Raw genomic sequence first — 26230 nt, 5'->3', positions numbered from 1 at the left:
AGGGCTAAGCTATCATGGCTGTTTGTCCCACTCTCTTTCTATCTCTAGAAAAAGCTCTTGACAAATACCGAGCCGAAGCCCATGATGAAACCAGCCAAAACAACACCTGCCATAGTAGCAATGATACTGTTCTTGAATTTGAGGTCAAGAATGGAGGCTGCTAGGGTGCCAGTCCAAGCTCCTGTCCCCGGCAGAGGAATGCCAACAAAGAGGAAGAGGGCGAAGTAAAGCCCCTTGTCACCAGCGCTCTTGGCTAACTTCTGGCCACCATTATGGCCCTTTTTCAAACACCAACTAAAGAAGCCACCAATGACAGGCTTGTCAGTTCCCCATTCCAGTACACGGCGAGCGAAGAAAAAGATTATAGGGACGGGCAACATATTGCCGATAACAGCGATGACAAGAGCCTGCCACATAGGCAGCCCCGTACCTATACCATAGGGGACGGCTCCCCGTAATTCGACAAGGGGGATCATGGAAATGAGAAAGGTAATCAAATAATTCATAAAAATTTTTATCCTTTTGGTTTATAAGAGTGAGCTAATCAGCCGATTAATTTGGTCAAAGTAAAAGGGGCTTTCTTGATAGTTGATGCCAGTATGACGAGCTAACTTGATAATCATCTCCAAGAAGGAGCGGGAGGAAAAACCTGTTGTGTCATGCAAGATCTTTTCATCAAATGGCTTAATCAGATGAGCCAGAGGATTGCGGACCGACTTTTCCATATTCCTAAGGAAGACCACATCTTTCTTGAGCGAATCGGAAATCGGCAAAAGAGCAATCAGGGCCACTAGACTTCTGGAGGTCACTCTGGGGTCATGCCACGTTTTGGAAAAATCAATCAAAACCTGCTGAGGTGACTCTTCCATCTTGGAAAATCTCCACATGTCATATTGAGCATCTTTAGAATTGGCCACATAATCCTGAATGTCGGGAATTTTACCAGCAATCAATCGCATGAATAAACGGTAGATGATAGGACTGACTGCCCGAACAAAATCGATAATGTCTTCAGTCATCACCTTAGCCTGCAAGTCCATAATGTAGTTGGCCAACTGCTCCTCGTCTTTAGGATTGACTGCCAACTGCAACCGATAAGTCTCTTGAAAATATTTAAGCGTCGCTGGTTCACAAATTTCCTCAATATCCAGCTGACGACGTTTTTTCATGAGATAAATCAACTTTTTGGCATCCGGGGCAATCTGCTGCTGCTCCAGCAAACCATAAGCAGAAGCATAATCATAGTGATTAATCAGAATTTCTAGTGTATCTTCCAAAGTCTGCTGTTTCATCTTAACGAATCAATGTTTCTAAGCCAACGGTCATCATATCGGTAAAGGTTGTTTGGCGCTCTTGGGCTGTCGTGTCTTCTTCTGGGTTGACTACACTGTCAGATATAGTCATGATTCCCAAGGCCTGAACATGGTATTGAGCTGCCAAATAATAAAGAGCTGCTGCTTCCATTTCGATGGCCTTAACCCCCAGTGTCCCCAGTTTCATATTACGCTCGGGCATATTAGAGTAAAAGACATCTGATGACAGGACACTGCCAACATGGGGCGTCAGCCCAAGGTCTTTGGCAATGTGATAGGCCTTGTCCAGTAAGTCAAAATCAGCGATTTGTGGAAAATCATACTCTGGGAAGTCATTGCGAATGATATTGGAATTGGTCGCTGCAGCTTGGGCCAGAACCAGCTCACGCACATGAACATCTGGGTCAATCGAACCCGCTGTTCCAACGCGAATCAGCTTCTTCACACCGTAATCAACAATCAATTCGTGGGCATAGATGGAGATAGATGGCATTCCCATACCAGTTCCCATGACAGAGACCTTTTCACCCTTGTAGGTTCCGGTGTAGCCTAGCATGCCTCTAATCTTGTTAAAACATTGGGTATTTTCTAAAAAGTTTTCAGCAATAAATTTTGCCCGCAGGGGATCTCCTGGCAGTAGGATTTTATCAGCAATTTGACCTTGGGTCGCTTCAATATGGATAGACATAATTAAGATATAAAGGGTGTAAAAGGACACAGACCAAAGAGAGAATCGCTCGAAAATCATGACTTTTACCGGCGATTATCTTTTTATTCAAGTCCTCAGCTATCGTATTCAGTTACACTGACTACAGGCTACACCCGCCTTTCTGTTATTTTTATTGTGAAAAATCTTGAGAGTGACCAGAAAGCGACTGGAAATTAGAAAATCGAGGAGGTACTAAGACACCTAATGAACTAGGAGTAAGACTTCTTGGCACAGCCAGCAAGCCTCACTCCAACCGCTGCGTCAAACGGTTCATCTCACAAAAATAGTTCATACGCAGCAGAGCTTTTGATATATAGCCTTCAGAGGTTAAATATATTATGGGCTAGAGCACAGTCCTCATGGGCGTCTGTCACTCTTATAAGTCTTACCTATTTCCAAATTTTCCGCTCGTGTTCAAATGACTTGGACACATTCTCATCTCTTCTAAATCGTTTATGGAATTAAGTACTAAGCAGTTTATCTAAAAACTCGTAGAGAACCTGATTCATCTGGTCATAGTTGTAGGTGAGAATAGTCTTAGTTTCCTGTACATAAGTATATCTCTGGCTTTCGCCTTCAATATCCGTTTCCTGCGCCAAGAGCTGAGCCACCAAATCTTTAGTCAATTCCAAATGACATTGGAAGCCGTAATGTTTAGGCGTATAGCGGACAATCTGCCTAGGGCAGCCTTGACTAGTTGCCAGAACCTGAGCACCCTTGATCATGCCTGGCATATCGCCGTGCCAATGGCCAACGACAAGGCCTGATGGGATATGGGATAATCTGGAGTCCGCTTGTCCGGCCTCGGTGAGTTCAATCGGAAAATTACCGATTTCTCGCTCTGGACTGGCTGTACAGGTTACCCCATAAGCTTCACCTAGAAGTTGCGCCCCTAGACAGACTCCAATGATATATTTGTCAGCGTCAATAGCCCTTTTAATCAGATCGATTTCTGCTTGAGCATTATAATAAGGAAATTCTTCCTGAGTAGAGGTCGGGCTCTGGGGCCCTCCCATGACGATCAAGAGGTCGACATCATCAACTGTATTAAGTAGTTTTTCAAATTGGTAGACCTTGGTGAAAGACACCTCATGCCCCCGCAGAGCTGCCCAAGCTAAGTAAGCTCCTGGTGCTTCGTATGGCTCATGAATAACAAAATGGACCCGCATGGTTGCCTCCTACAGTTCTGCTAGAACTGCCTTGACCAGCTGCTTAAAATCGGCTTTAATTCTCTGAGTGACTGCTACCACTTCTTCGTGATTAAGTTCAGCTTGAAAACCAGCGGCATGGTTGGTGATAGCTGAAATTCCTAAGACTTTAAGGCCTGAATGAGCTGCTACGATCACCTCTGGTACGGTTGACATGCCAACAGCATCAGCTCCCATGGTCTTAAAGGCTCGGATTTCGGCCGGTGTCTCATAGGAAGGTCCTGATACACCGATATAAACGCCTTCATCCAGCCTAATACCGAGCTTATCAGCTGCTTGATGGGCTGCCCTACGATAGTCTTTGCTGTAGGCATTGGACATATCAGGAAAACGTGGACCAAAGTCATCTAAGTTAGCTCCAATCAGCGGGTTTTGTCCTGTTAGATTGATATGATCGCTAATAGCCATAAGTGTTCCTGGGCCAAAACCAATACCGCCTGCAGCATTGGTAACGAGGACACCTTGACAACCAAGAGCCTTCATAACTCGAACTGGGAAGGTAACTACTTCTAGGGGATTGCCCTCATAGAAATGGAAACGGCCTTGCAAAGCCAGAATCTTTCGGCCAGCCAAGTCACCGTAGACTAGCTTACCAGCATGGCCGACAACCGTGGAACGGCCCCAATTAGGAATATCGGCATAATTCAAAACGATGGCATTTTCGACTTCTTCTGCCAGCTCTCCAAGGCCCGATCCTAAAATCAGACCAAATTCGGGTGCTGTCATGCCTTTATCTTGTAAGAAATCGCGGGTTTGCTGGATTTTTTCAATTAGTGTCATAGCTTCCTCTTTCTTATTTTACAAATGATCGCTTAAAGTCTTGATGGCTTTTGATATTGGCTTCAGCATCCTTTTCATCCCAGATCTGCAATTCCCAGGGATAGTAGAAATTGCTGCTATTTTTGAAATAGATATGAATACCGATGTAACCATCCATATCACGTAAGTACCAGTTTTTCAGACCAAATTCATCTTTCCAAGTATCTAGTGAATTAAGGACTTGACTAACTTGCTCAGAGGTCAAAATCATACGAGCTCCAAAGATATCATTCAGAATATTATTGACAGGGTATTGAGTATCTCGAGCTTTGTACCTTTCAATTTTATCTAAAATTGACTCAGCTGTCTTTACACGATAGTAAAAATTGATATCTTTGACATCAGCCCGATACAGATAGTCGTTGATAGACTCATGGAGGTTAAGGCGATAAGACAAAATATGCTCAGTCGGTACTTTTGAAAAAGTATGAGAGAGGTTGACCTTCTCAACTTTACCGGTCTCAAAATAATCCCGGGAATAAGCTAAGTGAAGCTTATTGATTTGATCAATCAGGCGTTCAACCTTTTCAATAGATGTTGGCATGGACGACCTTCTTTCTAGTATCTAAAAAGTTATTGATTAATAATTGTTTTGCTAATGACGTCACCATTCCCCAAATCAATGCCATCATCGGTAAAAGTTTTCTTAGCCATTCGAGCAATGGCCTTTGTGGTAGCGGCATCAAAAATAGCACCTACTCCTGCACCAGCCACTGGCACCAGTTTCCCCAGATTAACAACTCCTTTTGTTCCAAATTTAGTTGCCAGCCTAAACCCAACAGCTTGATTTATTTTGGTTAGAACAGTTCCAGAGATTTTTCGGACAGCACTAATAGCCAACTTATTACTGATTGTTATGCCAGACTTTTTAATAATATCAACTATGGAAGAACCGGCTAAATAGCATATACGAAGGTTTGAACCTGATCGCTATGTAAATCATAGCCTCGTATACTGGCAATAGCTGCTACCACCCTCATCTGGAATAAAATAACTGAAGTTACATTCGCAGGAATCGTCACAGGTAATGTCAAAACACCTCCGAAGTCTGTGACAAATCCAGAAACAGCAGCTTTTGTAGTTTGAAACTTAATGATCTTGTCAATAGCTTCATCAGCACTCTTACTTTTTGCTGGGTAGTCATCCACAAATTAAGTTATAGATGGTTGGCCCAGTATTCCTTTAACAGTCTTTGAGTAGGCCCAGTCCAAAGTGTTTGAAAGAGCTTCCTGACTTATTTCCTGAGTTTGAGCAGATTTTTCTGAAGTGAATTTTTTAGTACGGTCAGCCAAGGCATCGCCTTTTCCCTTAATACTGGTTCAAATAGTTTGTTTTCCCTACACCAACTGATCTAAGAAGCTTTGGCCAATCATAGCTGTGTCAACACCGAAGTTTTCAGCGATGGTGGCTGAGATATCTGAATAGTGACCGACTGGAATGGTGCCATTACCCTTAAAGGCTGGACTGTAGGCCAAGAGTGGGATGTATTCACGAGTATGGTCGGTACCAGCGTAAGTTGGGTCATTACCGTGGTCAGCTGTAATCATGAGAAGATCATTGTCACCCATAGCTGCAATGATTTCTGGCAAACGACCATCAAATTCTTGCAGGCAATCGCGGTAACCGTGAGCATTGCGCCGATGACCGTAGAGGGCGTCGAAGTCTACCAGATTGGTGAATGAGAAGCCGTACTCAAAGTCAGGCGACTTCATAGCTTTGATAAGATTGTCAACACCATGGCTGTTAGACTTGTTGTGCCCCATGTCGTGATTGATGCCTGAACCATTGAAAATATCATTGATTTTACCGACGGCATAAGTGTCAATACCAGCTTCGTCCAATTTGTTGAGGACAGTTGGAGCAAATGGAGAAACGGCTAGATCGCGGCGATTAGCTGTTCGAGTAAAGTTTCCTGGTTCCCCAACGTAAGGACGGGCAATAATACGCCCAAGAAGAGCAGGACGTTCTAAGGTAATCGAGCGTGCATATTCACAGATACGATAGAGTTCGTCAAGTGGAATGATGTCTTCGTGCGCCGCAATCTGTAAAACTGGGTCAGCTGAAGTATAGATAATCAGTTCACCGGTTTCCATTTGGCGGGGACCAAAGTCCGCAATAACTTGAGTTCCTGAATAAGGTTTGTTGGCTTCACGGATAACCTTGCGTCCTGAGAACTCTTCAATCTTAGTGATGATTTCTTCCGGAAAACCGTCCCAGAAAGTATCAAAAGGTTCAGTAATATTGAGTCCCATAATTTCCCAGTGACCAGTCATGGTATCCTTACCAAGTGACACTTCTTCCAGCTTAGTAGCATAACCACTTGGATTGCTTTCTGCTGAAACCGTCTTGAGGGCCTGAGGGCGAGGGATATTACCCAAGCCTATTTTAGCCATATTCGGCACATCAAGTCCAACAGTCTTAGAAATGTGGCCTAGGGTATCAGAGGCACCATCTGGCACACCAGCATTGGAAAAATTATTAGCATCGGGCGCTGCACCGATTCCAACTGAATCTAAAACAACTAAGTGAATACGATCAAATTTTGACATTTCCGTCTCTTTTCTAAGATAGCTGAGCTATCAATATATTGCATGGTTGAATCCAAGTTTGATCTTTGAATCTGCGCACCAGTCATTCTCAGATCACACTTGTACACCACAATTAGTGACTTTCTAAAATTTTTACGCCCTCTTGGCCAGCAACAATAACCTTGTTGACCATGCCATTAAACAGGCCGTGTTCCACCACACCTGTCATAGCTTTAAGTTCTTGCCCCAGAGCAAAAGGATTTTCAATCACTCCTAAATCTAAGTCGATAATAAAGTTTTTCATATCGGTCACAAAACGCTGGCCATCCTTTTGGCGAAAGGCCGGCTTGTAACCCTTAGCTTGGAACTCCCGAAAAAGCCGCTCTGCCCCATATTGAACTACTTCAACTGGTAACTTAAAAGCCCCCAGAGTTTCAACTAGCTTGCTCTCATCAACCACCCAGATATAATCCTTGGTGGGGGTCGCCACAATTTTTTCCATCAGGAGAGCGCCACCGCCACCTTTGATGCCGTTAAAGTTGCGATCAATCTCATCAGCCCCGTCAACGGTGACATCAATGCGATCAATCTCATCGACAGACTTGAGTGGAATTCCTAAGGATTGAGCTTGGGCGGTCGTCCTACTTGACGTTGTAACGCCAATTACTTGTAGGCCTTCCTCTTGAACTCGGCGGCCAATCTCGGCGACAAAATAATAAGCGGTTGAACCCGTTCCCAGACCGACGACCATACCGTCCCTGACATACTGAGCAGCTCTGACACCCGCTTGCTTTTTCAAGTCATCCATATTTTGCATGCTATTTCCCTCTCTTTTTAATCAATTTATTATATCATGAAAAGGCTTTAAGTACCAACTGAGGCTGAGGATTTTATCACTTGCTATCCCTTAAGGCTTGCGATACAATGACAGTATCTTAATCATGAAGGAAGACTTATGGCCATTACGAAAGAATTTGATACCATTGCAGCGATTTCAACACCTCTAGGCGAAGGAGCTATCGGAATTGTCCGACTCTCCGGCAGTCAGGCTGTTGCTATTGCTAAAAGCGTTTTTAAAGGCAAAGATTTAGAAAAGGTCTCTTCTCACACTATCAACTACGGCCATATTATTGAAAATGACAAGATTATTGATGAAGTCATGGTTTCCGTCATGCGGGCACCAAAGACCTTTACGCGGGAGGATGTCGTTGAAATCAATACCCATGGAGGTGTTGCTGTCACCAATGAAATTCTTCAGCTGCTGCTTCGGTCAGGTGCTAGGATGGCTGAGCCCGGTGAGTTTACCAAGCGGGCCTTTCTCAATGGCCGAGTAGATTTAACCCAGGCCGAGGCTGTCATGGATTTAATCCGAGCTAAGACTGATAAGGCCATGAATATTGCGGTCAGTCAGTTGGATGGATCCCTCAAAAATCTCATCAATAATACCCGTCAGGAAATTCTCAATACTCTGGCTCAGGTAGAAGTTAATATTGACTACCCTGAATACGACGATGTGGAAGAAATGACCACAGCCCTGATGCGGGAAAAGACCAAAGAGTTTGAGGAGCTGCTAAGTCGGCTGCTAGCTACCGCTAAGCGAGGTAAAATCCTGCGTGAAGGGATTTCAACAGCCATCATCGGACGGCCCAATGTCGGCAAATCCAGCCTGCTTAACAATCTTTTGCGGGAAGACAAGGCTATTGTCACCGATGTTGAAGGAACCACCCGCGATGTTATTGAAGAGTATGTCAACATCAAGGGCGTTCCACTCAAATTGATTGATACTGCTGGAATTCGCAAAACCGATGACATCGTTGAAAAAATCGGGGTTGAGCGTTCCAAAAAAGCTCTGGCTGAGGCGGATTTAGTCCTTCTTGTTCTCAACGGTTCAGAAAGTTTGACCGATCAAGATCGCGCCTTGCTGGATATCAGCAAGGATAGCAAGCGTATTATTCTTATCAATAAAACTGACTTATCCCAAGAGATTGAATTGGATCAGCTGCCCGATGATGTCATCCAAATTTCGGTTTTAAAAAATCAAAATATTGACCTCATTGAAGAAAGGATTAATGACCTCTTCTTTGATAATGCTGGTCTAGTGGAAAAGGATGCCACCTACCTATCCAATTCCCGCCATATTTCTCTGATAGAAAGGGCTTTGGCCAGCCTGAAAGACGTCAACAAGGGACTGGAAGCAGGTATGCCAGTTGACCTACTCCAGATTGATATGACACGCTGCTGGGAAATTCTGGGAGAAATCACCGGTGATGCAGCTCCTGATGAACTAATCACCCAACTCTTTAGTCAGTTCTGCTTAGGGAAATGAACCAGTCTGGAAGCAGCTGGTTCAGACCAAGCTTGAAAATAATAGATGGCGGACAATTAAGAAACAAACTGTTGCCGTCGGGGCCTGCAATTATTATCATACTCAAAAAAATCTGAGTCTTGTCTCAGATTTTTTTGACTGATTATTAACCTACTTACCACCAAGATCTCGGATTTTAGATTCAAAAAATTAGAAAACCTTTATTGACTTGAATTCTCTGATGAGAAAATTAACAAACCAAATGAAGAGATCCCTAACAGGTCTTCAAAATTTAAGGGACCAATTCCTAGGATTTTCAGGTTATGCTCTTACTGATACTTCTGCCAGATATCCTGTTCAACGTCTAACGGTGCTTGGCCAAATTCGTAAGGGACTTTTTGATTGGAGGCTAACAGATTTATGAGTCCTAAATAAGTTTCTTCAGCATCGGCTGAATATCGTCTAGGAAATTGTGTTAAATATGCTCTAGCCTCCTTATCCAAGCCCAGATTATGAGCGATTGAAATTAGAACCTTAAGGTAGCTTTCCTGCATCATCTGAGTTTTTGGTTTTACATCTATACCCTGTAAGGCTTGATAGTACTGACTTTCTGTCATACTAGTAACAAGCTGCTTTGTTTGCTCAAAAGCTTGCACAAATGCTCTGTCTCTTTGCTTATTGATAAAGGTTTCTGCTTGAGTCCAAATCAAACCACCTAAGAAAATAGCTAGAATTAACAAAAGATAAGTCAGAGCTCTAGACTTGGTTAAAAATATAAAGAGGATAGCTAGGATCACTAAGACTGCGGTTGTCGCTGCACTCAGGACCTTAGCACCGATTGATGTGGAATGGTCCTTCATATCAATCCGGTCACTGTAGAAAAGATGGAAAACCTCCATCAAGCTATCCAAGTTAGACAATTGACGAGGCAGAGTCTTGTAATTTCTGCGAGCTAATCTCAAGTTATAGTAAGCTCCATTGGTCATCCGAATTTTAACGACAGCATTTAGGCCACCGTATTTAATCTTCACTCCTTGAATTTCATCTTTATCAATAACCTTAACTTTTTGAATTTTACTGACATTTAAAGTCGCTAAATAGATTAAAACAAAATAATAATCATTTTCAAACCATAAGAGAGGTGCTTGCTGAGAAGATCGGCCAGAGCCTTCTTTGGCAGTCCCATAAATATAGGTTTTCCAGTCAATTTGAAAGGCAGGATTAATCTGATTGTACTCCGCAACTAAGTTCGAAACAATTTCTTCTGTTAATTTTAATGCCACAATTTTTTCCTTTTTTAATATTTAATAATCCGTCTTCTTATGTCCTTAGCTCCTAATCCCCTCTATAACCAAAATTAGGAAAAAGAACCATAGTAGACCATTGATGATTAAAAAAACGACGTTACTTACCAGACTCGCTGAATAGCTTTCGATACCGCAACGATTATATTGACTGGCCTTGACTATTCCTAAAATACTAAGAATAATAGTCGCAGGCATATAGGTAAAGACCAAGACTATTGTCGTTAAGCCCAGAACGACATTATTAATGGCCGAGCTAAATATTATACCTAATAGAATCAACAGCAATAAAATTGCTGTCATAATAGCAACAATAGTCGTAAATAGGCCTGGCACCTTCGAGCGGTTCTGCCTAAAAGACAATGTCCTTAATGAATCCTGCTTAGAAAGGGTAGGCGGGTTTAAGTCAGAATAACGTTCTTGGAAATGATCCCTGCCCGATGTCCAAATAGGGTTAGAAAAGTCTTGTTCCTCTCGCTCTTGGTTAAATTGATTCGGAGTCATAATATTTTCCTTAAAAAAACTTTTAGAAAAAGTTTACCATTTTATAAGAAGGCCGGCAAGCCTTTTTCCAATAATTTAATATAGGGTAAGTGTACTGGCTGGCTAGAAAAAATCTGATCCAAGCAACTTGGATCAGACTCCATCTACTTTTCTAAAAAAACCTGTAACTCTGCCACCTCTTCTGCCACCCTGACAGCTGAATTGACTTGAACCAGATGATAGCCAATCATATAGGGAGAGGCTACAAAACGGGGGACCACTTTACAAATGAGACCTTCTTCCTGATGGTAAAAGAAGAGATTGTAGGAGCTGCAGGCTCCGTCTAAATAGCCCTCTAAAACATAGCGGAGGACCTTTTGAACAGTGTCAGCCAGCTTATGGCTGTCCTTACTATCTGCTATAGCTACATTAATTTCGGTGAAACTGCTCATGGGCTGACCGGAAATAGTGACCTGAGCCAGCCGATTTGTCTCTTGACAGACCAAAGCTCCCTCAAAGGTTTTCGGGTCAATAGCTTCATAGGCATCAAGGTCTTCAAAACCGATGACCTGCATATGAGGATGGCGCAGAGATCCGCCGGAAAGGGGGCCGAAATTTTTAAAGAAGCCAACCGTCTTGAACCGGCCGCTCTCCTCTAACTGATGCCAAGCCTTGATGGCGAAAGCAAAGAGTTTGCGATTATGTTCTTGACTGTAGGTCGTGATATCACCTAGATGCTGGTCAGACTCAATGATCAAAGTTTGATAGGTCTTATCGAGAACAGGATACTTATTGTCTAGCCAAATCATATCGCCTTCTTGAGCGATGATTTTTTCCAGACTATCTATCTGGCAAAAAGGACAGCTATCCTGATTATTAGGTTTCTTTTGAGCGGTAGCGACATTAAAGGTCAGTTTTTGCGTCATTTTCAAGAATATCTTTCACAAGTTTTTTGAGGTCTGGCAATACTTCTTCTTTGAACCAAGGATTTTTCTTTTGCCAAATATTATTGCGAGGCGACGGATGGACCAGAGGGAAGAAATCAGGGAGGAAGTCCTTGTAGGCCTTGACATTGTCGGTCAGCTTGACTGAAGGCTTTTGCTGGAGGTAATAGTGTTGCGCATAATTACCAATCAGCAGGGTCAAAGAAATATCAGGTAATTCCCGCAAAATCAAGGGGTGCCATTTCTGAGCAAAGCCCTTGCGAGGAGGGAGATCTCCTGACTTACCTTTACCAGGATAATAGAAATCCATAGGGATAACGGCTATTTTATCGGAATTGTAGAAAGTATCCCGATCAATCCCCAACCAATCCCGTAAATTATCACCTGATGGATCATTCCAGTAAAGGCGGGATTCCTGGGCCTTAATTCCCGGAGCCTGACCGACGATATTGATACGGGCGCTCTTTGGCGCCGTAAATAGCGGTTCAATACCAGCCTTGGTATAATCCTCATTTTGTGGATCGGCCATGATAGCTTTAACAATGTCTTGCATGGTTGACATGGACAACATCTCCTTTTCAAAATCAGGTTGATGTCGGAGCATTTTTTCTGCCCTTGGGCATTCAGCCTTGAGTATTTCCAAACTAAAATCAGTGGAACAGCCTCGCGAGAGCTTAGCTGGTTTAGATATATGGTTATTGCGCTATTTGATCAATTCGTAGATGGCTTCAGCGTAGATAGCGCAAGCCCGATAGAGATCTTCCACTTCGACAAATTCATTGGCCTGATGCATGGTATTGACATAATCGGGGAACATAGCGCCAAAGGCAACACCTCTTTCCAAGAGGCGGCCAAAAGTCCCACCGCCAATGACCTGCTCATAACCTTCTAGACCAGTTTGCTTTTCATAAACAGACAAGAGCGTCTTAACTAGGGGATCATCCATTGGGACATAGTGAGGCAGGTGTTCATGGTCAGCCAGACTAACAGATTCGACCCCAGCTAACTTTTCGAGTCCAGTCTTGATGGTTGCAGTATCTATTCCTTGGGGATAGCGGAAATTGAGGGTAATGGTATTATCATCAGAAGTCGCTTCAAAGTCGAAAATACCAGCATTCATAGACAAGGCTCCCATCTTAGAATCCTTATAAGCTAAGCCTAATTTATGCCCATCAAAGTCCCCGTGCAGAACATCAGCAGTCAAATCAATGAAGGCTTTGGCAGGACCAGCAAAAGATAAATCCTTAAGAAAAAGCGCTAAATAAGTTGCCCCATTGAGACCTTCTTCAGGGGTTGAACCATGGGCTGCCTTCCCGATAATTTGGACTTTTAACTTGTCGCCTTCTGCTGTTAGAGAGCCTGACAGATCAGGATTTTGAACTAAGAAGACTGATAATTTCTCTTCCAAATCTGCTTGACTGACTTGACCAGAAAGGACTGCCGTTGCCGATTCCGGAACCATATTGTCCCGCAGACCGCCCTTGAAAGACTGGAGAACGACTGAACCAGTATTTTGGCCAGAAAAATGCAGGTACTGGGTAATATTGCCCTTTTCCCCATTGATAATTGGAAACTCAGCATCCGGAGCAAAGCCAAAGTCTGGTTTTTCTACATCTACGTGGGCAAAGTAATAATCCATATCAGCCCATCCAGATTCTTCATCTGTTCCTAGAACAAAGCGAACCTTTTTAGAGGTTGGCAGGCCTAGCTCTTTAATAATCTTTAGAGCATAGTAGGCTGCTATAGTTGGACCTTTATCGTCAGAGGAACCACGCGCATAGAGTTTGCCATCTTTGATAACCGGTTTATAGGGGTCAGTCTCCCAACCAGAACCAGCAGGCACCACATCCAGATGGGCAAAGATTCCCAAAGTCTCATCGCCTTCACCAAATTCGAAATCACCAGCATAATTATCGATATTGCGTGTCTTATAACCATCCTTTTCAGCCATGGCTAAAAAGTGCTTGAGCGCCTTGACAGGACCTGGGCCAAAGGGATGCTCCTTATCGGCCTTACTATCATCGCGTTCTGAATTGATTTCCAAAAGGCTGAACAGATCAGCCAGCAAATCTTCACGGCGTTTTTCTACTTCTGCTTTAAAATCAACTGTCATTTTGCTACCTCATCTAATGGGTTTAATCCTCACCATTATAGCACAAATGCAGACCAGACTAAAGAAGCTGCTATAACTATCAATATGTTAGAGATACAAAAAACCAAGGCCAAAGCCTTGGAGCTGATTTAGTCATTCTCTTTAAAAGGATTACCAGACTGCTTCTCTGGCTGATCTTCTCTGTCATTTTCTCCACGATGATCTCCCATGGATTGGAGAAAGGCAAAGACATCTCCTCTGCGACCTTCCATCTTACCAGTCAATAATTCCTGAGCAGTCGCATTGAGGACAGCTCCAGTAATAAGAATCCGTGCCAAGAGGACAAACCAAAACATAATGATAAAGATGATGATAGAGCCAAAAAATTTGATATCAACAAGGTTGTTGAAGGTTCGGGTCACATAGTCCCCGACCAAACCAGTCATAAAGATGATAACAACAGCACTGAGAATCGTTCCCGGAAGTGTATAACGAATCTTCCTAATTCGCACATTAGGCAAGATAAAATAAAGGACCGTCAAGCCAATCCAAACCACCAGAACCATTATCGGTCGGTTGAGGTGAAGCAAAAGCTTAATTAAGCCAGAAGGAACATCATATTTTTTCTGCAGAACCGCTTGATAAACCCCATCGGACAAGGTCGACAGCAAAAGAGCAAAGGTCAACAGGAAGAGGATGAAAAAACTGGCCACAATTCCTACGATATGACCAATAACAAAATCACGGTGCTGACTGACATCATAAGCTTTATTAAAGGCTTTCTGCAAGGAAGTCAGACTGCGAGACATGGTCCAAAAACCTGCCAAGGTCGCAATTCCCAGAATTCCATTAGATGGGGTAGCAAAGAGGTTACGAATGATACCTGCAACATTGCTATAAATTTCAGCTGGCAAATTAGCCCGCAAAAAGGTTAACACATCTGGTAAATCAATATCCAGATAAGGAAAAATATTGGCTGAGATAACAATCAAGGGAAAGAATGTCAGTAACAAATAATAAGCCACAGCAATACTGGATAAGTCTATCTCAGCACTGCGATAATGCTTGAGATAGACTTGCAAGGGCGGATAGTTAAGCTTATCCACTAACCTATCCAAGAATTTTTTCTTCATCTTCTTAGTACGTTCCTTCTTCTCCCTGACTGGTCAAGATGACTGGGCCGTCTTTGGTGATGACAAACTGGTGCTCATACTGACAAGACAGACCGCCGTCAAGGGTCTTGTGGGCCCATCCAGTCTTCATGTCCGTATCAATTTCCCACGTACCTGTATTGATCATTGGTTCAATGGTGAGTACCATACCTTCTTTAAGCCGCAAACCGCGACCAGCTTTCCCATAGTGGGGAACCATCGGTTCTTCGTGCATGGTTGGACCGACACCATGGCCAACAAGATCACGAACAACACCATAACCACGGCTTTCTGCATACTCTTGAATAGCAGCGCCAATATCGCCGATACGATTGCCGACAACAGCCTTTTCAATCCCTAAATACATGGCCTCCTTGGTCACAGCCATCAAATCTTTAACTTCCTGTGATACCTCACCTACAGCGTAAGCCCAGCAGGAATCCGCTACACCGCCAGTATAAGGCGCTGTATATTTTTTCATTTCAGCAGTATTGTCGAAGTCCAACTTAGCCACATTGACGACAGATTTATCTAGAGGTTCACTCAGTACCATATCTACTTTGAGTAAATCACCTGTTTTCAAGATATAGTGGCGCGGGAAAGCGTGAGCGACTTCATCATTGAGTCCGCAGCAGGTAGCGTAAGGGTAATCCATGAGCTGGCCATCTACACCAATTTGCAGAGGCAGAACATTAGCTTCTTTGCAGCGACGACGGACATATTCTTCAATTTCCCACATATCCAGTCCCGGTTTAATCATATCACGCAAACCAATATGAATGCTGACAAGGACATCCCCTGCTTTCTTCATAGCTTCAATTTCACGTGGTGATTTTAATGTAATCATTTTAAAAAACTCCTCTAAATACTGTATAAAGTGGAAGAGTTTGAGACTTTTGGCTCAGGCTCTCTCATCCACATCAACCTTATTTTTTTCTGTTTATTTAATTAATTTTACTGGTAATCAGGGCCTTACAGACCACCCGGTCCTGACAGGTCACTTCAATATCCACTAAGGCAGAGCGGCGATTTTCTCTGACAATCCTCGGATCTAGGCGTAGATCATCGTCAATTTGTACAGCCTGTAAAAAGTATATCATCATTTGTTCAATAATGATATTTTTTTTACTAGTTTGAGATAAAGTTCGTCGGCTAGTTTCCTTAAGAATCTCAGCCAAAACGCCAGTCGTCAAATTACCGGCGTTATCAATCATGGCAGGTTCTACCTTGAAGCCATAGCCTCGATTTTCTGTCTTAAGGCTGGCAATAATTTGATCGCTGATGGTATGAAGGCCGTCATGATTAAGCTCCTGAAGATTTTCCATGACTAATTTGCGGGTAATAACCCCCAGCAGTTGGTTATCATCATCCACTACTGGTAACATGGCAAAATCTTCGACAATCATCCGCTGGGCGACCGTTGCCAGACTGGTTTCTGGTTTAGTTGTCACTGGCTTGGTCATCACCTCAGTTAACTGGGTAGTCAACTCTTGGTTGGAAACATCCCGCATGGTAATAACTCCCAGCACCTGTCCTAACTGATCAATGACAGGGTAGCGAACATGGTTGTTCTTCCTGACTAAGCGATGGTAATCACTAACAGTATCACTTGTGGTTAGATAACCGTACTGAGACCTAAGACTATAGACCTGAGCTACTGTCTTGATATCAGTCTTAATTCTTACATTAGAAAGGGCACGGTTAATCATGGTTGCAACAGTGAAAGTATCGTAGGCAGTCACCATGACTGGAATCCCCTGCTTTTTAGACAACTCTAAAACCTTGTCCGAAACGGTAAAGCCACCGGTCACGAGAATGGCATTCTTATTTTCCAAGGCTAGAATCTGAATTTCTTCTCGATCACCAACGATTAGCAGGCCACCTTTAACGAGATAGCGGCCAACATTTTTCTTGGTCATAGCTCCGATAGAAAAACGGCTGAATTCATGTTTAAGACCAGCATGACCAGCTACAACTTCCGACTCTGAAATAGTTGCAATTTCAGCATAAGTCAACTTCTCCAGCCGCACCTGTACCTTCTGCTCTACCCGAACGGTTCCACTGCGAGGTCTGGTTTCAACTAAGCCTCGGTTCTCAGCCTCCTTGATAGCACGATAGGCTGTTCCCTCACTGACCGAAAGGTGGTTTGAAATAGAGCGGACACTCACCTGCTTGCCAATAGGCAGGCCTTCCAGATATTCTAAAATTTCCTGATGTTTGGTCATGACATCTCACCTGCCTTTAGACGAAATTCTAAGTAGTCTCGCATTTTATGGCTGTAGCGATCACTTCCTTTAAAGGCCTTTACTAATTTAAATCCAACTTTCTGAGCTACCTTTTGACTAGCTACATTTTCTCTGTGAGTAATAATTGTCAGGCTTCTCAGATTAAATTCTTGAAAGGCTAAGAAAGACAGAAGTCTAAGGCTCTCTGTTGCTAGGCCTTGTCCCCAAAAATCCTGATGAAGAAAGTAGCCAATCTCTGCTCTTTGCTTGGCTATGTCGAGTTTTTCAAAGCGAATGGCTCCAATCATCTGGTGACTGACCTTATCCTCCAGGGCCCAAGTTCCTAGCGGCTCCTTCATAAAATAATGAACTAAGAGGTAATCACTCTCCTCCTGATTGGCTTGAACAGGAAAGATAAAAGCCAGATTAGTGGGATTTCGTGTAATTTTATAAAAGTCTTGACTATCAGCAAAGCGAAAGGGACGAAGCCAAAGCCGCTCCGTTTCCAACTGGGAATACTTTCCCAAGGCTGTCCAAATATCCATGCTATTATAGTACAGTTTTTTAGGAACATAGTCAAACCCATCGGTGATTAACACTGAAAATGGACAGACACTGCAGCAGACTGGGAATATCTTTTAACGGCCTTCATGACTAACTACTGCTAAACATTTTCGTCAAAAAAAGAGAAGACCTGATTCGTCTTCTCTCTGGATATTCGTTATAAGTCACCCACTACAGTTGACAAAGAGCCATTAAAAAGCACCTCTCTCTGTTCATGAGAAAGAAGTGCTTTAAGTTATTTAAATAAATTACTCATCAACCTTAATGATATTAGCAGCTTGAGGTCCACGATTTCCTTCTTCTATATCGAATGAAACCTTTTGCCCCTCCTCAAGTGACTTAAACCCATTTGACTGGATTGCCGAAAAGTGTGCAAACACATCTGGACCATCTTCTTGAGTGATGAAACCAAATCCCTTTTCGCTATTAAACCATTTTACTGTACCTTGTGCCATTTTGAGTTACCTCTTTTTATTTATTTGTAAAAATTAAGAGGTAAAACAAAAGATGCCTAATACTTTATCTCAAAAAATCATTACTTGACTACTTTAACAGTATCTCCGACTTAAGTCAAGGAAATAACTTTTCTTTGATTAAAAACTTATCTGATTATCTTCGTTTGAATTAACTATCTCGATAATCAGATTAATGTGATTTCTGCCCTTTTAACTAATGCTCTTCAGCTTTTAACCAGTCATAAATTTCTTGAGGTGTTCCCAGAGCCATCAACTCTTGGTATTTGACTAGGGCTACCAAATTTTGATAAATCTGACTATCTGAAATCTCTTTTTTGCTGGCAGTCTTATTGACCGTCATGATGCCATTATCAATGGATACAAAATCCAGCTCTTCAAAAATCTGAATCATTTTAATTAGAAGCAAATTAGGAATATTGAGATAAGCAGCTAAGTCCTTCAACTTATGGCGCACATCGAATTCTGGGAACTGGTAGATTGTCTTGTAGAGTTTAGCAAACTGTTCTCTCGTTCCGTAGCCTGTTAGATAATAGGCTTGTTTAATTTGATTTTTAAAGTAGATTGTCTGAAACTCTTGTCCCTTAAAAGCTTCCTTGAGCTGACTCGGGCTATCAGGAATTTCTAATAGAACCACAGCTGGAGTCTGAGCTTTATCGGTCCCTTCTCCTACTTGCTGGAGGCTGGGGACGCCTTCAGGCAGCTGAGCAGATTTAGATCTGATATCAATCAACTGAACACCATGAACTTGAGCATCTACCAGCATAAGCTGGAGACTGGTATTGCCGTTCCACTTATTGACCGAGAGAGTCACAGCCAGTTCAAGGTTTTGGGCCTGAGCAAATTCCTGAGCCAGATGGCCTTGCGAGAAGGCTATCAAATCGAACTCTGTTCCTGCTTGACCTACTCTAAGCTTGAGATGAGTTCCATTTTGTCCCATAATTCGACTTTGGAGAACTTTAAAATCCCGAAGGAGAAAGACTGGCTTTTTATTATCCATTCCAAAGGGAGCGAGCTTTTCCAAATTTCTAATTGTATCTAGAGATAATTCGGACAGCTGGAGTTCCTCATCAATGATTAAGCTATTCTTACCAGCCTTATCCAACTCTTTTTCAAGGATGTAGTTGCAGAGAACATCCGAAAGCTGAGCTAAATTTTCAACAGGCAAGGTCATTCCAGCTGCTCCAGCATGACCGCCAAAGGCCTCGAAAATCTCTCGATGAGGGTTAAGGGCATCAAAAATATTAACTGCTTCAACCGAACGGGCGGATCCTTTAGCTTGTCCATCCTCGATAGATAAAAGGATGACCGGCTGACTAATGGCTTCCAGAATTCGACCGGCAACAATGCCTAAAACACCCGGATGCCAACCTTCCTTGGCTAGAACTTGAGCTGGCTTAGCAGGGTCAACCATAGCAAGCGCTTGGTCATAAATGTCTTGGACAATTTGCTTACGTTCCTCATTCTTCTCCTGAATCATGAGGGCAATTTCGTGAGCTCCTTGGTCATCAAAGCCCGTTAATAGTTCAACAGCTGGATTGGGATCATCCAAACGTCCCAAAGCATTGAGCATGGGAGCAATTTTGAAACCTACCGTTTCCTCATTAAGGTCACTGGAGTCAATATCTGCCACCTGCATGAGCTCTTGCAGACCAATTCTCTCTGTCTGAGCCAGCATCTGCAGGCCGAATTTTACTAAAATCCGATTTTCCCCTGTCAGACTGACCATATCCGCAATAGTCCCAATAGCTACCAAATCCAAGAGCTCGTTTGGAATACCCTCCAAGAGGGCTGTAGCTAATTTGAAAGCCACGCCACAGCCCGCTAGGTACTTAAAGGGGTAATCGCCCGCTGGATGTTCAGGGTGAACAATAGCATAGGCATCTGGCAGACTATCCGGCATAGAATGGTGATCAGTGACGATAACATCAATCCCTTGCTTTTGCGCGTAGGCAATGGCTTCATGACCAGCCACGCCATTATCAACTGTCACGATGAGAGAAATCCCCTGCTGCTCAATAAAGTACTTATAGACGCTCAAGTTGGGACCATAGCCATCGGTAAACCGATTAGGCAGATAAACTTGATTTTCAGCTCCCAGCATTTCCAGAGCCTCCTTCATAATGGAGCTGGAAGTCATGCCATCAGCATCATAGTCCCCATAGATAAGAATTCGCTCACCGGACTCGATTGCTCTACGAATCCGATCTACAGCCTTATCCATATCATGGAGCAGATAAGGATCATGGAGCTGAGATAAGTCAGCCGACAGGAAATCATGGAGTTTATCCTCATCATCAACTCCTCGTTCATAGAGAATCTGAGCTGCCAATTCATCTAAATCTTCTTTTTTAGCCAGCTCTAAAAAGGGCTCACTAGGAGCCTGGTTAATTTGTTTCCAATCAAACTTTGAAGAAATCATTTATAGTTAAAAGCCTTTCTTGACAGAAAATCTGCCGTCTTGGGGAAGAGAGCATAGAATTTGGCTGCTAGAACCATAGCGAAGGGCATATTGAGTTCTCGTTTCTTCTTTTCCATACTGGCAACAATTTTCTTGGCTACCTGCTCAGGGGTCAGACTGAACTTGCTTACCGCCTTGAGGTAATTTCCCGATGGATCGGCTCGGTCAAAGAATTTGGTCGAGATAGGGCCAGGATTGACCGTGGTCACGTAGACATGGCTGTCAGCCAATTCCAGACGCAGAGCATTGGAATAGCCAATAAGGGCAAACTTCGTTGCTGCATAAACAGAGGATTTTGCGGTTGCCATTTTACCAGCCATACTAGCAATATTGATGATATGCCCTGAGCCAGTCTGTGCCATCTTTTCCCCAACTAGGCGAGAAAAATTGATGGCAGCCAGCGTATTAACATCGAAGGTCTCTCGGATAGTTCCAGCATCAAATTGATCAAAATTCTTGAATTCACCAAAACCAGCATTATTAATAAAAACATCAATCTTGGTAAAGTCAGCATAGAGCCTGTCAACCAGCTTAGCCACTGCCTGATCATCTCGGCTATTGAGGCTGTATGCTTGAAAATTAACTCTATCAGCATAAAGCCTGTCCATTTTTTCCTTGTTGCGTCCAATAGCCACTACCATATCTTCTTGCGGCAAGAGTTTAATGATAGCTTCTGCTAAACCACCGGAAGCCCCTGTAATGGCAATCACTCGCTGTCGTTTTTGTGTCAAATCTCTACCTCTTCTAAATCCCAGACCACCTTACTATTTTCAAAAATAGTTCTGGCATCAGCCTCCAACTTACGGACATCACGGGCCAAGAAACGGGCGCTGATATGATTCATTAAGAGTCGTTTAGCACTAGCCTCCTTAGCCACCTGCGCTGCCTGCATATTGGTGGAATGGCCATGGTTGCGTGCCAGACGCTCATCTCCCTTTCCATAGGTTGATTCGTGGACTAGGATATCAGCTCCTAAAGCCAGTCTGACACTGGCATGGCATTTTCTAGTATCTCCAAGGATAGTCAGAACTTTGCCCTTGCGAGGAGCAGAAATATAGTCCTTGGCGATAATTTTTGTCCCATCTTCTAGCATCACATCCTGACCATTCTTAACCTGACCAAAAAGAGGGCCAAAAGGAACGCCGGCAGCCTTCAATTTCTCTGCATCCAAAGTACCTTCCAAATCCTTCTGCACCACCCGATAACCCACACAAAAAATGGTATGGTCCAGCTTTTCAGCATAGACGGTGAATTTATCAGTTTCTAAAATTTTTCCCAAAGACTGAGCATCAAACTCATGAAAATGAAGGTGATAAGGCAAACGTGTTCCCGATAACTTAAGCGTATTGAGAACCATACTACGAATACCAACTGGACCATAGATTTCTAAATCAGTCTGCTCTTCACTGGCTTGGAAAGATCGACTCGCTAAAAAGCCGGGCAAGCCTAAGACATGATCACCATGCAGGTGGGTGATAAAAATCTTTCTCACCTTGCGGGGTTTTATGGTTGTATCCAAAATCTGCCGCTGGGTTCCTTCTCCGCAATCAAACATCCAAACCTGATCAATCTCATTGAGAAGTTTTAAAACTAAGCTGGAGACATTCCTCGCCTTGGCAGGCTGGCCCGCTCCCGTTCCTAAAAATTGTAATTCCATACTTAACTCTCTTGCTAGTCCTAAGGTCTTAGGAACTAGCCTCTCTCTTTCTTACTATTCTTTAATATAAATGGCAAATTCTCTCTGACTAAAGCCATAATATACAGAGCCATGAGCGCTCTCTTTCAACCGGCTTGCTAGATGAATAACTTCATCTATATTATAGCCAGAAATCTTGAGGATTCCCCCTTTCAAGCGGGAGACATCCGTTAATAACGACATCTGGTCTAAGGTAACAGCCTCTTTTTCTTCCTCGTCAAATTCCAGCGGCCGCATTTTAATCTTGCCAGCCTCTTGATAAACCTTATAGTGGGGGAAGATCTGAGCCAGCTCCATCAAGAGTCGGTCGCTGACAACTTCTGCCTTTTCCGAAAAAACTTGAGCTATCTGGTCGGCGGACTCATAAACAAAGCCAAAAGACTTTCCTGACAAATTGAGCCGAATAAAAGGATGACTTTCTTCTACAAAGGAAGGCTCTTTAGTCATCCATCCTAAGGCTTTAGAGAGCTCCCAGTAATAGTCAGTGGCTCTCTGAGGACTCTCTTTCTGGTAGAGCTCAGCAAAGTAAGCATTGATAACACTCGGGGGCGGACTAACTAGAAGCAAAGCCTCCTCAGTATTTAGATCCGCTAAAATAGTCTGTAGATAAACTTTATCTAAACTAGTATAACCGCCATATTTGAGGGCTAATTCCATCATATCAGTCATAAAATTCTTCCAATCGCCATTTATTTGTTTCAGCAATAAATCCTGAAATTTCTTGACTTCCTTCAGTAAATTGATAGGGGTCAAGCAAGGCATACTTGCTTAATTGATAGAGCTTGTAAAGCTTATTGGGGCTGACCTTAATTGAAAAAGGCAGAAAAATCTGCTCAATCTCATCTAAAATCTGCTGACGGAGGATCTGTCGGCTTCCTTGATTTCTTAATGAAATGCGGATATTAGGAAAGACGGTTGCCACCAAGTTTTTAGCCTGATCCATCTTATTATAGATGGCTAATCGAGGAATATCCAACATGTTCAAGTCCTTGAGAATAGCTAAAACCACTTGTTCCTGCTCAGTATGATTAGGGTCGCTAGCATCAATAACATGGAGAAGTAAGTCCACATGACGGCTTTCTTCCAGAGTTGACTTGAAAGCTGCTACCAATTCTGTCGGCAAATCCTGAATAAAACCAACCGTATCCGTCAGCGTCACTTGAAACTGATCTTTGAGATAAATTTGCTTGGTCGTGGCATCCAAAGTAGCAAAGAGCTCATCAGCTTCATATTGACCATTATCCGTCAAACAGTTCATGAGAGTGGATTTTCCGGCATTGGTATAACCAATCAAACCGATTTTAAAAACGGTTGGCTCCAAACGTTTTTCCCGTATGACTGACCGTGTCTTTTCAACAGCCTTAAGTTGTCTCTCAATATCAGCAATTTGATGACGAATAGAACGACGATTGAGTTCCAGCTGACTTTCACCCGGGCCTCGGCTGCCAATTCCACCCGCCTGACGGCTGAGCATAACACCTTGTCCAGCTAAGCGAGGCAGCATATATTTAAGTTGGGCGAGATGAACTTGGAGCTTTCCTTCATGACTGCGGGCTCTCATGGCAAAAATATCCAAAATTAGTTGCATACGGTCGATAACCTTAATACCAAAGGCTTGCTCCAGATTGGAATTTTGTCTCGGAGTCAAGCGATTATTGACAATGACCGTATCAATCTCATCCGCCTCAATCATGGCCGCAATTTCTTGTAGCTTCCCAGAACCAATTAGGAATTGGCTATCATATTTTTTTCGCTTCTGCCGATAGCTTGTGACGACCTGGGCACCTGCTGTCTTAGCCAAACTAGCCAATTCTGACATAGACATTGCAAAGTTCTGGCTGCTTGGCAGTTCAAGGCCCAGCAAAATCACCCGTTCGGCGCTTTTAGCCGTCTCAAACATTAGCATCCCCCTTTTTAAATACCAAGTCAAACAAAATCATACCTGTTTTATCATAGTAAAACTGGCAAATATTTACCAGCTTCCCTTGTTCATTAGGACTTTCATTATATCACAAATGGGTATAAAATTTATGACCTTTAGTCCGAAATTTTACATTAAAAAATGACCGGAATTTCCAGTCATTTTTCCCTTATTAGAAGCGGATAATTTCCCGTGTCCTTTCATAAGATGATACGAAACGATCAGTTACACCAGGTTCAACAATTTCCAAGGCGTAAGAGATTTCTTCAAAGGAGGACTTATAATCATACTCTTTTTCAAAGAGTTTAAGAGCAATTTCAAAGCTATCCTGAACAGCTGGCTCAAAGCTACGGTAGCGGTTTGAGTACTGCAGGAGCTGTTCGGTTAAAGTAGCATTTTGAACCACTCGGTAGGTTGTTTCAATCAGAAGATCCATAGAAGAACCCGCCGATTCCGTTAATCGTGCTACCAAATTAATATTGATACGTCCCTTACTTAATTCATCCAACAACGTTTCCAGATGCTCACTGGTTGTGAAGAAAATGCTGAGGAAATCTTGTGGAATACCAGGTAGATTGCGTTTTTCCATAAAGCGTTTGATGACATGCAATTGGTTGACATAGTCATCAGCCTTAATCCGTGACTCATTTTCAATACGTTCAATGCCCTTGAGCTCACCGCTAAGTTCAATCTGACCTTCTTCAACAGTGGACAAGGTTTTAAGAGCGTCATCGAAAATCCCTTTGAGTTCAGAGAAAGGTTTCTCTTGAGTATCAAAGTTTTCAATTGCTGGGATCGTATCTTCTTCAATTTTTTCCAGTTCCTTAGCAAACTTGCTAACACTGAGAGTCTCATTATCTTCAATAATGTAAAGTGTATTGAGATGATCCATCTCTTTTTCCAGAGCTTGGTTATTATGCTTAGCATGTTCCAAGTATTTTGGAAGGATCTTAGAGTCTTTCATGACCTGTTTATTGGCATCAATTTCACGCTCAAAGATTGCATAAAGACCATCAATTTTCTCTTGAATTTCTTCATTTTCTTCATTGGCCCGATCCAAATCCAAGGTCACCAAACCATCTGCATTGCTGGAGATTGATTCACGAATGTCTTGGAAGCGACGCTCAATATTGCGCTCTGGGAAGTGATAATGAGCATCCAAAAGCTTGCTGTAACCTGACTCTAAATCATCCAATTGATCTGGGAAGTCATCTTCTAACTTAGCCACAATTGCAGGGATTCTTTCAGAAATTTGTCCAAGGGCAATTGTATGCTCCTCAGCTTTATCTAGAATTTCAGCTGCCTCAACTGGATCACCTGTCGAATTAAGAGTTACAAATTGAGAAAACTCAGTTTCAATATTCTTGAGTTGTTTCTCAATCTCAGTTTTAGTTGCTCCAAAGTTATCAGAATTATCTTCAATGCTGGTTTTCAAATCTTCATAAAGATCAAGGGCATGCTTAACACGTGCACTATTTTTATCTTCTTGATCCTTCAAAATTTCAAGAGCTTCACGAACTGAAGTAATATCTTCTTCTGCCAATTCTAACTGGCTTTCAATTGTACCAATAGAATTTCTGACCTTGAGGAAGCGGAAAGAATCGTTTTGGTTTTCAGCTTCAACCAGGTTGGCCTCAATATCCTTAATCGTATTATTCGAAAGATCTGTCCACTTTTGGTTCCATTCACGGAAAGTGGTTTGACTTTGACCAATCAGATTCAGCTTTTTAACGGATTCTAATTCCTTTGCGACAGGCTGGTCAAACAACTTTTCCTTGCGTTCTTCCAACTTTGCCAGTCGTAAATCGTTTCGTTTTCTAAGAATAACACCGATGAGGTAGCCGATGATGACCACTAGGACAACGACTACAATCAGTACGACAATTCCGCTCGACATGTTCTCTCCTTTAAGTTATAAGATGGGCATTCGTAGAAGACCACCTTACTTTCTATCATTTTGATACCTTAATGCAAGATCCACTGTCTTTATCAGGGCCGGCCTGCAAAGTTAGTCGGGCTTGCTAGAGCAAAATC

Annotated in this window: 25 protein-coding genes and 1 pseudogene; 1 reads left to right on the top strand and 25 read right to left on the bottom strand. The window is 42.8% G+C overall.

Going from position 1 to position 26230, the window contains the following annotated elements:
- Positions 1-44: 44 nt before the first annotated feature.
- From G7Y32_RS02880 to rpiA, 9 genes and pseudogenes are all read right to left on the bottom strand, one after another.
- Positions 45-506, bottom strand: coding sequence for a COG2426 family protein (locus G7Y32_RS02880; RefSeq protein WP_004225422.1), 462 nt, complete (start codon positions 504-506; stop codon positions 45-47).
- 21 nt (positions 507-527) lie between these two features.
- Entirely contained in the window at positions 528-1292 is a 765-nt protein-coding gene (locus tag G7Y32_RS02875) for a LytR family transcriptional regulator (RefSeq protein WP_165210357.1), read from the bottom strand.
- Between the two features lies 1 nt (position 1293).
- Positions 1294-2001, bottom strand: coding sequence for a purine-nucleoside phosphorylase (gene deoD / locus G7Y32_RS02870; protein ID WP_165210354.1), 708 nt, complete (start codon positions 1999-2001; stop codon positions 1294-1296).
- Positions 2002-2483: 482 nt separating this feature from the next.
- Positions 2484-3191 (bottom strand): glutamine amidotransferase-related protein, encoded by a 708-nt coding sequence (locus tag G7Y32_RS02865; protein WP_165210351.1) that lies wholly within the window; start codon positions 3189-3191, stop codon positions 2484-2486.
- Between the two features lie 9 nt (positions 3192-3200).
- A complete protein-coding gene (locus G7Y32_RS02860) occupies positions 3201-4010 on the bottom strand; it encodes a purine-nucleoside phosphorylase (protein WP_165210348.1) in 810 nt (269 codons plus the stop codon).
- Between the two features lie 13 nt (positions 4011-4023).
- Positions 4024-4593 (bottom strand): nucleotidyltransferase family protein, encoded by a 570-nt coding sequence (locus G7Y32_RS02855; RefSeq protein WP_165210345.1) that lies wholly within the window; start codon positions 4591-4593, stop codon positions 4024-4026.
- Positions 4594-4622: 29 nt separating this feature from the next.
- Positions 4623-5362, bottom strand: a pseudogene (locus G7Y32_RS02850) (EcsC family protein).
- Positions 5363-5386: 24 nt separating this feature from the next.
- Positions 5387-6598 (bottom strand): phosphopentomutase, encoded by a 1212-nt coding sequence (locus tag G7Y32_RS02845; RefSeq protein ID WP_165210342.1) that lies wholly within the window; start codon positions 6596-6598, stop codon positions 5387-5389.
- A 112-nt stretch (positions 6599-6710) separates the two neighbouring features.
- A complete protein-coding gene (rpiA, locus tag G7Y32_RS02840; RefSeq protein WP_165210552.1) occupies positions 6711-7385 on the bottom strand; it encodes a ribose-5-phosphate isomerase RpiA in 675 nt (224 codons plus the stop codon).
- Between the two features lie 147 nt (positions 7386-7532).
- Between rpiA and mnmE the strand changes: the two genes are divergently transcribed.
- Positions 7533-8903 carry a tRNA uridine-5-carboxymethylaminomethyl(34) synthesis GTPase MnmE gene (gene mnmE / locus G7Y32_RS02835; protein WP_165210339.1) on the top strand — a complete coding sequence of 457 codons (1371 nt, stop codon included), beginning with the start codon at positions 7533-7535 and terminating at the stop codon, positions 8901-8903.
- Between the two features lie 308 nt (positions 8904-9211).
- Here the strand turns inward: mnmE and G7Y32_RS02830 are convergent, their stop codons facing one another.
- From G7Y32_RS02830 to ezrA, 16 genes are all read right to left on the bottom strand, one after another.
- On the bottom strand, positions 9212-10165 hold the full coding sequence (locus tag G7Y32_RS02830) for a hypothetical protein (RefSeq protein WP_165210337.1): 954 nt from the start codon (positions 10163-10165) through the stop codon (positions 9212-9214).
- Between the two features lie 45 nt (positions 10166-10210).
- Complete coding sequence (locus tag G7Y32_RS02825) at positions 10211-10690, bottom strand: hypothetical protein (RefSeq protein ID WP_165210334.1); 480 nt, start codon at positions 10688-10690, stop codon at positions 10211-10213.
- A gap of 143 nt (positions 10691-10833) precedes the next feature.
- The gene (locus tag G7Y32_RS02820) at positions 10834-11595 is read right to left on the bottom strand and encodes a DUF4931 domain-containing protein (RefSeq protein ID WP_165210331.1); all 762 of its coding nucleotides are present in this window, start codon (positions 11593-11595) and stop codon (positions 10834-10836) included.
- Positions 11573-12175, bottom strand: a complete 603-nt coding sequence (locus G7Y32_RS02815) for a uracil-DNA glycosylase family protein (protein WP_165210328.1) — start codon at positions 12173-12175, stop codon at positions 11573-11575. The genes G7Y32_RS02820 and G7Y32_RS02815 overlap by 23 nt, the downstream gene beginning before the upstream one ends.
- 141 nt (positions 12176-12316) lie before the next feature.
- Complete coding sequence (gene pepV, locus G7Y32_RS02810; protein ID WP_165210325.1) at positions 12317-13726, bottom strand: dipeptidase PepV; 1410 nt, start codon at positions 13724-13726, stop codon at positions 12317-12319.
- Between the two features lie 128 nt (positions 13727-13854).
- Positions 13855-14838, bottom strand: coding sequence for a YihY/virulence factor BrkB family protein (locus G7Y32_RS02805; RefSeq protein WP_165210322.1), 984 nt, complete (start codon positions 14836-14838; stop codon positions 13855-13857).
- A gap of 4 nt (positions 14839-14842) precedes the next feature.
- Complete coding sequence (locus G7Y32_RS02800) at positions 14843-15703, bottom strand: methionyl aminopeptidase (RefSeq protein ID WP_165210319.1); 861 nt, start codon at positions 15701-15703, stop codon at positions 14843-14845.
- 97 nt (positions 15704-15800) lie between these two features.
- Positions 15801-17081, bottom strand: coding sequence for a CBS-HotDog domain-containing transcription factor SpxR (spxR, locus tag G7Y32_RS02795; RefSeq protein WP_165210316.1), 1281 nt, complete (start codon positions 17079-17081; stop codon positions 15801-15803).
- A complete protein-coding gene (locus G7Y32_RS02790) occupies positions 17078-17626 on the bottom strand; it encodes a GNAT family N-acetyltransferase (protein WP_165210313.1) in 549 nt (182 codons plus the stop codon). Before G7Y32_RS02790 ends, spxR begins: the two co-directional genes overlap by 4 nt.
- 267 nt (positions 17627-17893) lie before the next feature.
- Positions 17894-18100 carry a cold-shock protein gene (locus tag G7Y32_RS02785; protein ID WP_165210310.1) on the bottom strand — a complete coding sequence of 69 codons (207 nt, stop codon included), beginning with the start codon at positions 18098-18100 and terminating at the stop codon, positions 17894-17896.
- A 214-nt stretch (positions 18101-18314) separates the two neighbouring features.
- Positions 18315-20540, bottom strand: a complete 2226-nt coding sequence (gene recJ, locus G7Y32_RS02780; RefSeq protein WP_165210307.1) for a single-stranded-DNA-specific exonuclease RecJ — start codon at positions 20538-20540, stop codon at positions 18315-18317.
- Positions 20537-21310, bottom strand: a complete 774-nt coding sequence (locus G7Y32_RS02775) for an SDR family NAD(P)-dependent oxidoreductase (RefSeq protein ID WP_165210304.1) — start codon at positions 21308-21310, stop codon at positions 20537-20539. Before G7Y32_RS02775 ends, recJ begins: the two co-directional genes overlap by 4 nt.
- On the bottom strand, positions 21307-22236 hold the full coding sequence (gene rnz / locus G7Y32_RS02770) for a ribonuclease Z (protein ID WP_165210301.1): 930 nt from the start codon (positions 22234-22236) through the stop codon (positions 21307-21309). The genes G7Y32_RS02775 and rnz overlap by 4 nt, the downstream gene beginning before the upstream one ends.
- 54 nt (positions 22237-22290) lie before the next feature.
- Positions 22291-22944: a cystathionine beta-lyase gene (locus G7Y32_RS02765; protein ID WP_165210298.1), complete on the bottom strand. Its 654-nt coding sequence runs from the start codon at positions 22942-22944 to the stop codon at positions 22291-22293.
- Positions 22937-24175 carry a GTPase HflX gene (gene hflX / locus G7Y32_RS02760; protein ID WP_165210295.1) on the bottom strand — a complete coding sequence of 413 codons (1239 nt, stop codon included), beginning with the start codon at positions 24173-24175 and terminating at the stop codon, positions 22937-22939. Before hflX ends, G7Y32_RS02765 begins: the two co-directional genes overlap by 8 nt.
- 193 nt (positions 24176-24368) lie before the next feature.
- Entirely contained in the window at positions 24369-26093 is a 1725-nt protein-coding gene (ezrA, locus tag G7Y32_RS02755; protein WP_165210292.1) for a septation ring formation regulator EzrA, read from the bottom strand.
- Positions 26094-26230: the final 137 nt, after the last annotated feature.

This window comes from Streptococcus tangpeifui (assembly GCF_011038795.1).
Lineage (GTDB): Bacteria > Bacillota > Bacilli > Lactobacillales > Streptococcaceae > Streptococcus > Streptococcus tangpeifui.
Note: the sequence above shows the minus strand (reverse complement) of the source record. Positions and strands in the feature narration are given on the sequence as shown.

Coding starts and splice junctions, on each gene's coding strand:
- G7Y32_RS02880 (WP_004225422.1), bottom strand. CDS start 506: ATGAATTATTTGATTACCTTTCTCATTTCCATGATCCCCCTTGTCGAA.
- G7Y32_RS02875 (WP_165210357.1), bottom strand. CDS start 1,292: ATGAAACAGCAGACTTTGGAAGATACACTAGAAATTCTGATTAATCAC.
- deoD (WP_165210354.1), bottom strand. CDS start 2,001: ATGTCTATCCATATTGAAGCGACCCAAGGTCAAATTGCTGATAAAATC.
- G7Y32_RS02865 (WP_165210351.1), bottom strand. CDS start 3,191: ATGCGGGTCCATTTTGTTATTCATGAGCCATACGAAGCACCAGGAGCT.
- G7Y32_RS02860 (WP_165210348.1), bottom strand. CDS start 4,010: ATGACACTAATTGAAAAAATCCAGCAAACCCGCGATTTCTTACAAGAT.
- G7Y32_RS02855 (WP_165210345.1), bottom strand. CDS start 4,593: ATGCCAACATCTATTGAAAAGGTTGAACGCCTGATTGATCAAATCAAT.
- G7Y32_RS02845 (WP_165210342.1), bottom strand. CDS start 6,598: ATGTCAAAATTTGATCGTATTCACTTAGTTGTTTTAGATTCAGTTGGA.
- rpiA (WP_165210552.1), bottom strand. CDS start 7,385: ATGGATGACTTGAAAAAGCAAGCGGGTGTCAGAGCTGCTCAGTATGTC.
- mnmE (WP_165210339.1), top strand. CDS start 7,533: ATGGCCATTACGAAAGAATTTGATACCATTGCAGCGATTTCAACACCT.
- G7Y32_RS02825 (WP_165210334.1), bottom strand. CDS start 10,690: ATGACTCCGAATCAATTTAACCAAGAGCGAGAGGAACAAGACTTTTCT.
- G7Y32_RS02820 (WP_165210331.1), bottom strand. CDS start 11,595: ATGACGCAAAAACTGACCTTTAATGTCGCTACCGCTCAAAAGAAACCT.
- G7Y32_RS02815 (WP_165210328.1), bottom strand. CDS start 12,175: ATGTCAACCATGCAAGACATTGTTAAAGCTATCATGGCCGATCCACAA.
- pepV (WP_165210325.1), bottom strand. CDS start 13,726: ATGACAGTTGATTTTAAAGCAGAAGTAGAAAAACGCCGTGAAGATTTG.
- G7Y32_RS02805 (WP_165210322.1), bottom strand. CDS start 14,838: ATGAAGAAAAAATTCTTGGATAGGTTAGTGGATAAGCTTAACTATCCG.
- G7Y32_RS02800 (WP_165210319.1), bottom strand. CDS start 15,703: ATGATTACATTAAAATCACCACGTGAAATTGAAGCTATGAAGAAAGCA.
- spxR (WP_165210316.1), bottom strand. CDS start 17,081: ATGACCAAACATCAGGAAATTTTAGAATATCTGGAAGGCCTGCCTATT.
- G7Y32_RS02790 (WP_165210313.1), bottom strand. CDS start 17,626: ATGGATATTTGGACAGCCTTGGGAAAGTATTCCCAGTTGGAAACGGAG.
- G7Y32_RS02785 (WP_165210310.1), bottom strand. CDS start 18,100: ATGGCACAAGGTACAGTAAAATGGTTTAATAGCGAAAAGGGATTTGGT.
- recJ (WP_165210307.1), bottom strand. CDS start 20,540: ATGATTTCTTCAAAGTTTGATTGGAAACAAATTAACCAGGCTCCTAGT.
- rnz (WP_165210301.1), bottom strand. CDS start 22,236: ATGGAATTACAATTTTTAGGAACGGGAGCGGGCCAGCCTGCCAAGGCG.
- G7Y32_RS02765 (WP_165210298.1), bottom strand. CDS start 22,944: ATGACTGATATGATGGAATTAGCCCTCAAATATGGCGGTTATACTAGT.
- hflX (WP_165210295.1), bottom strand. CDS start 24,175: ATGTTTGAGACGGCTAAAAGCGCCGAACGGGTGATTTTGCTGGGCCTT.
- ezrA (WP_165210292.1), bottom strand. CDS start 26,093: ATGTCGAGCGGAATTGTCGTACTGATTGTAGTCGTTGTCCTAGTGGTC.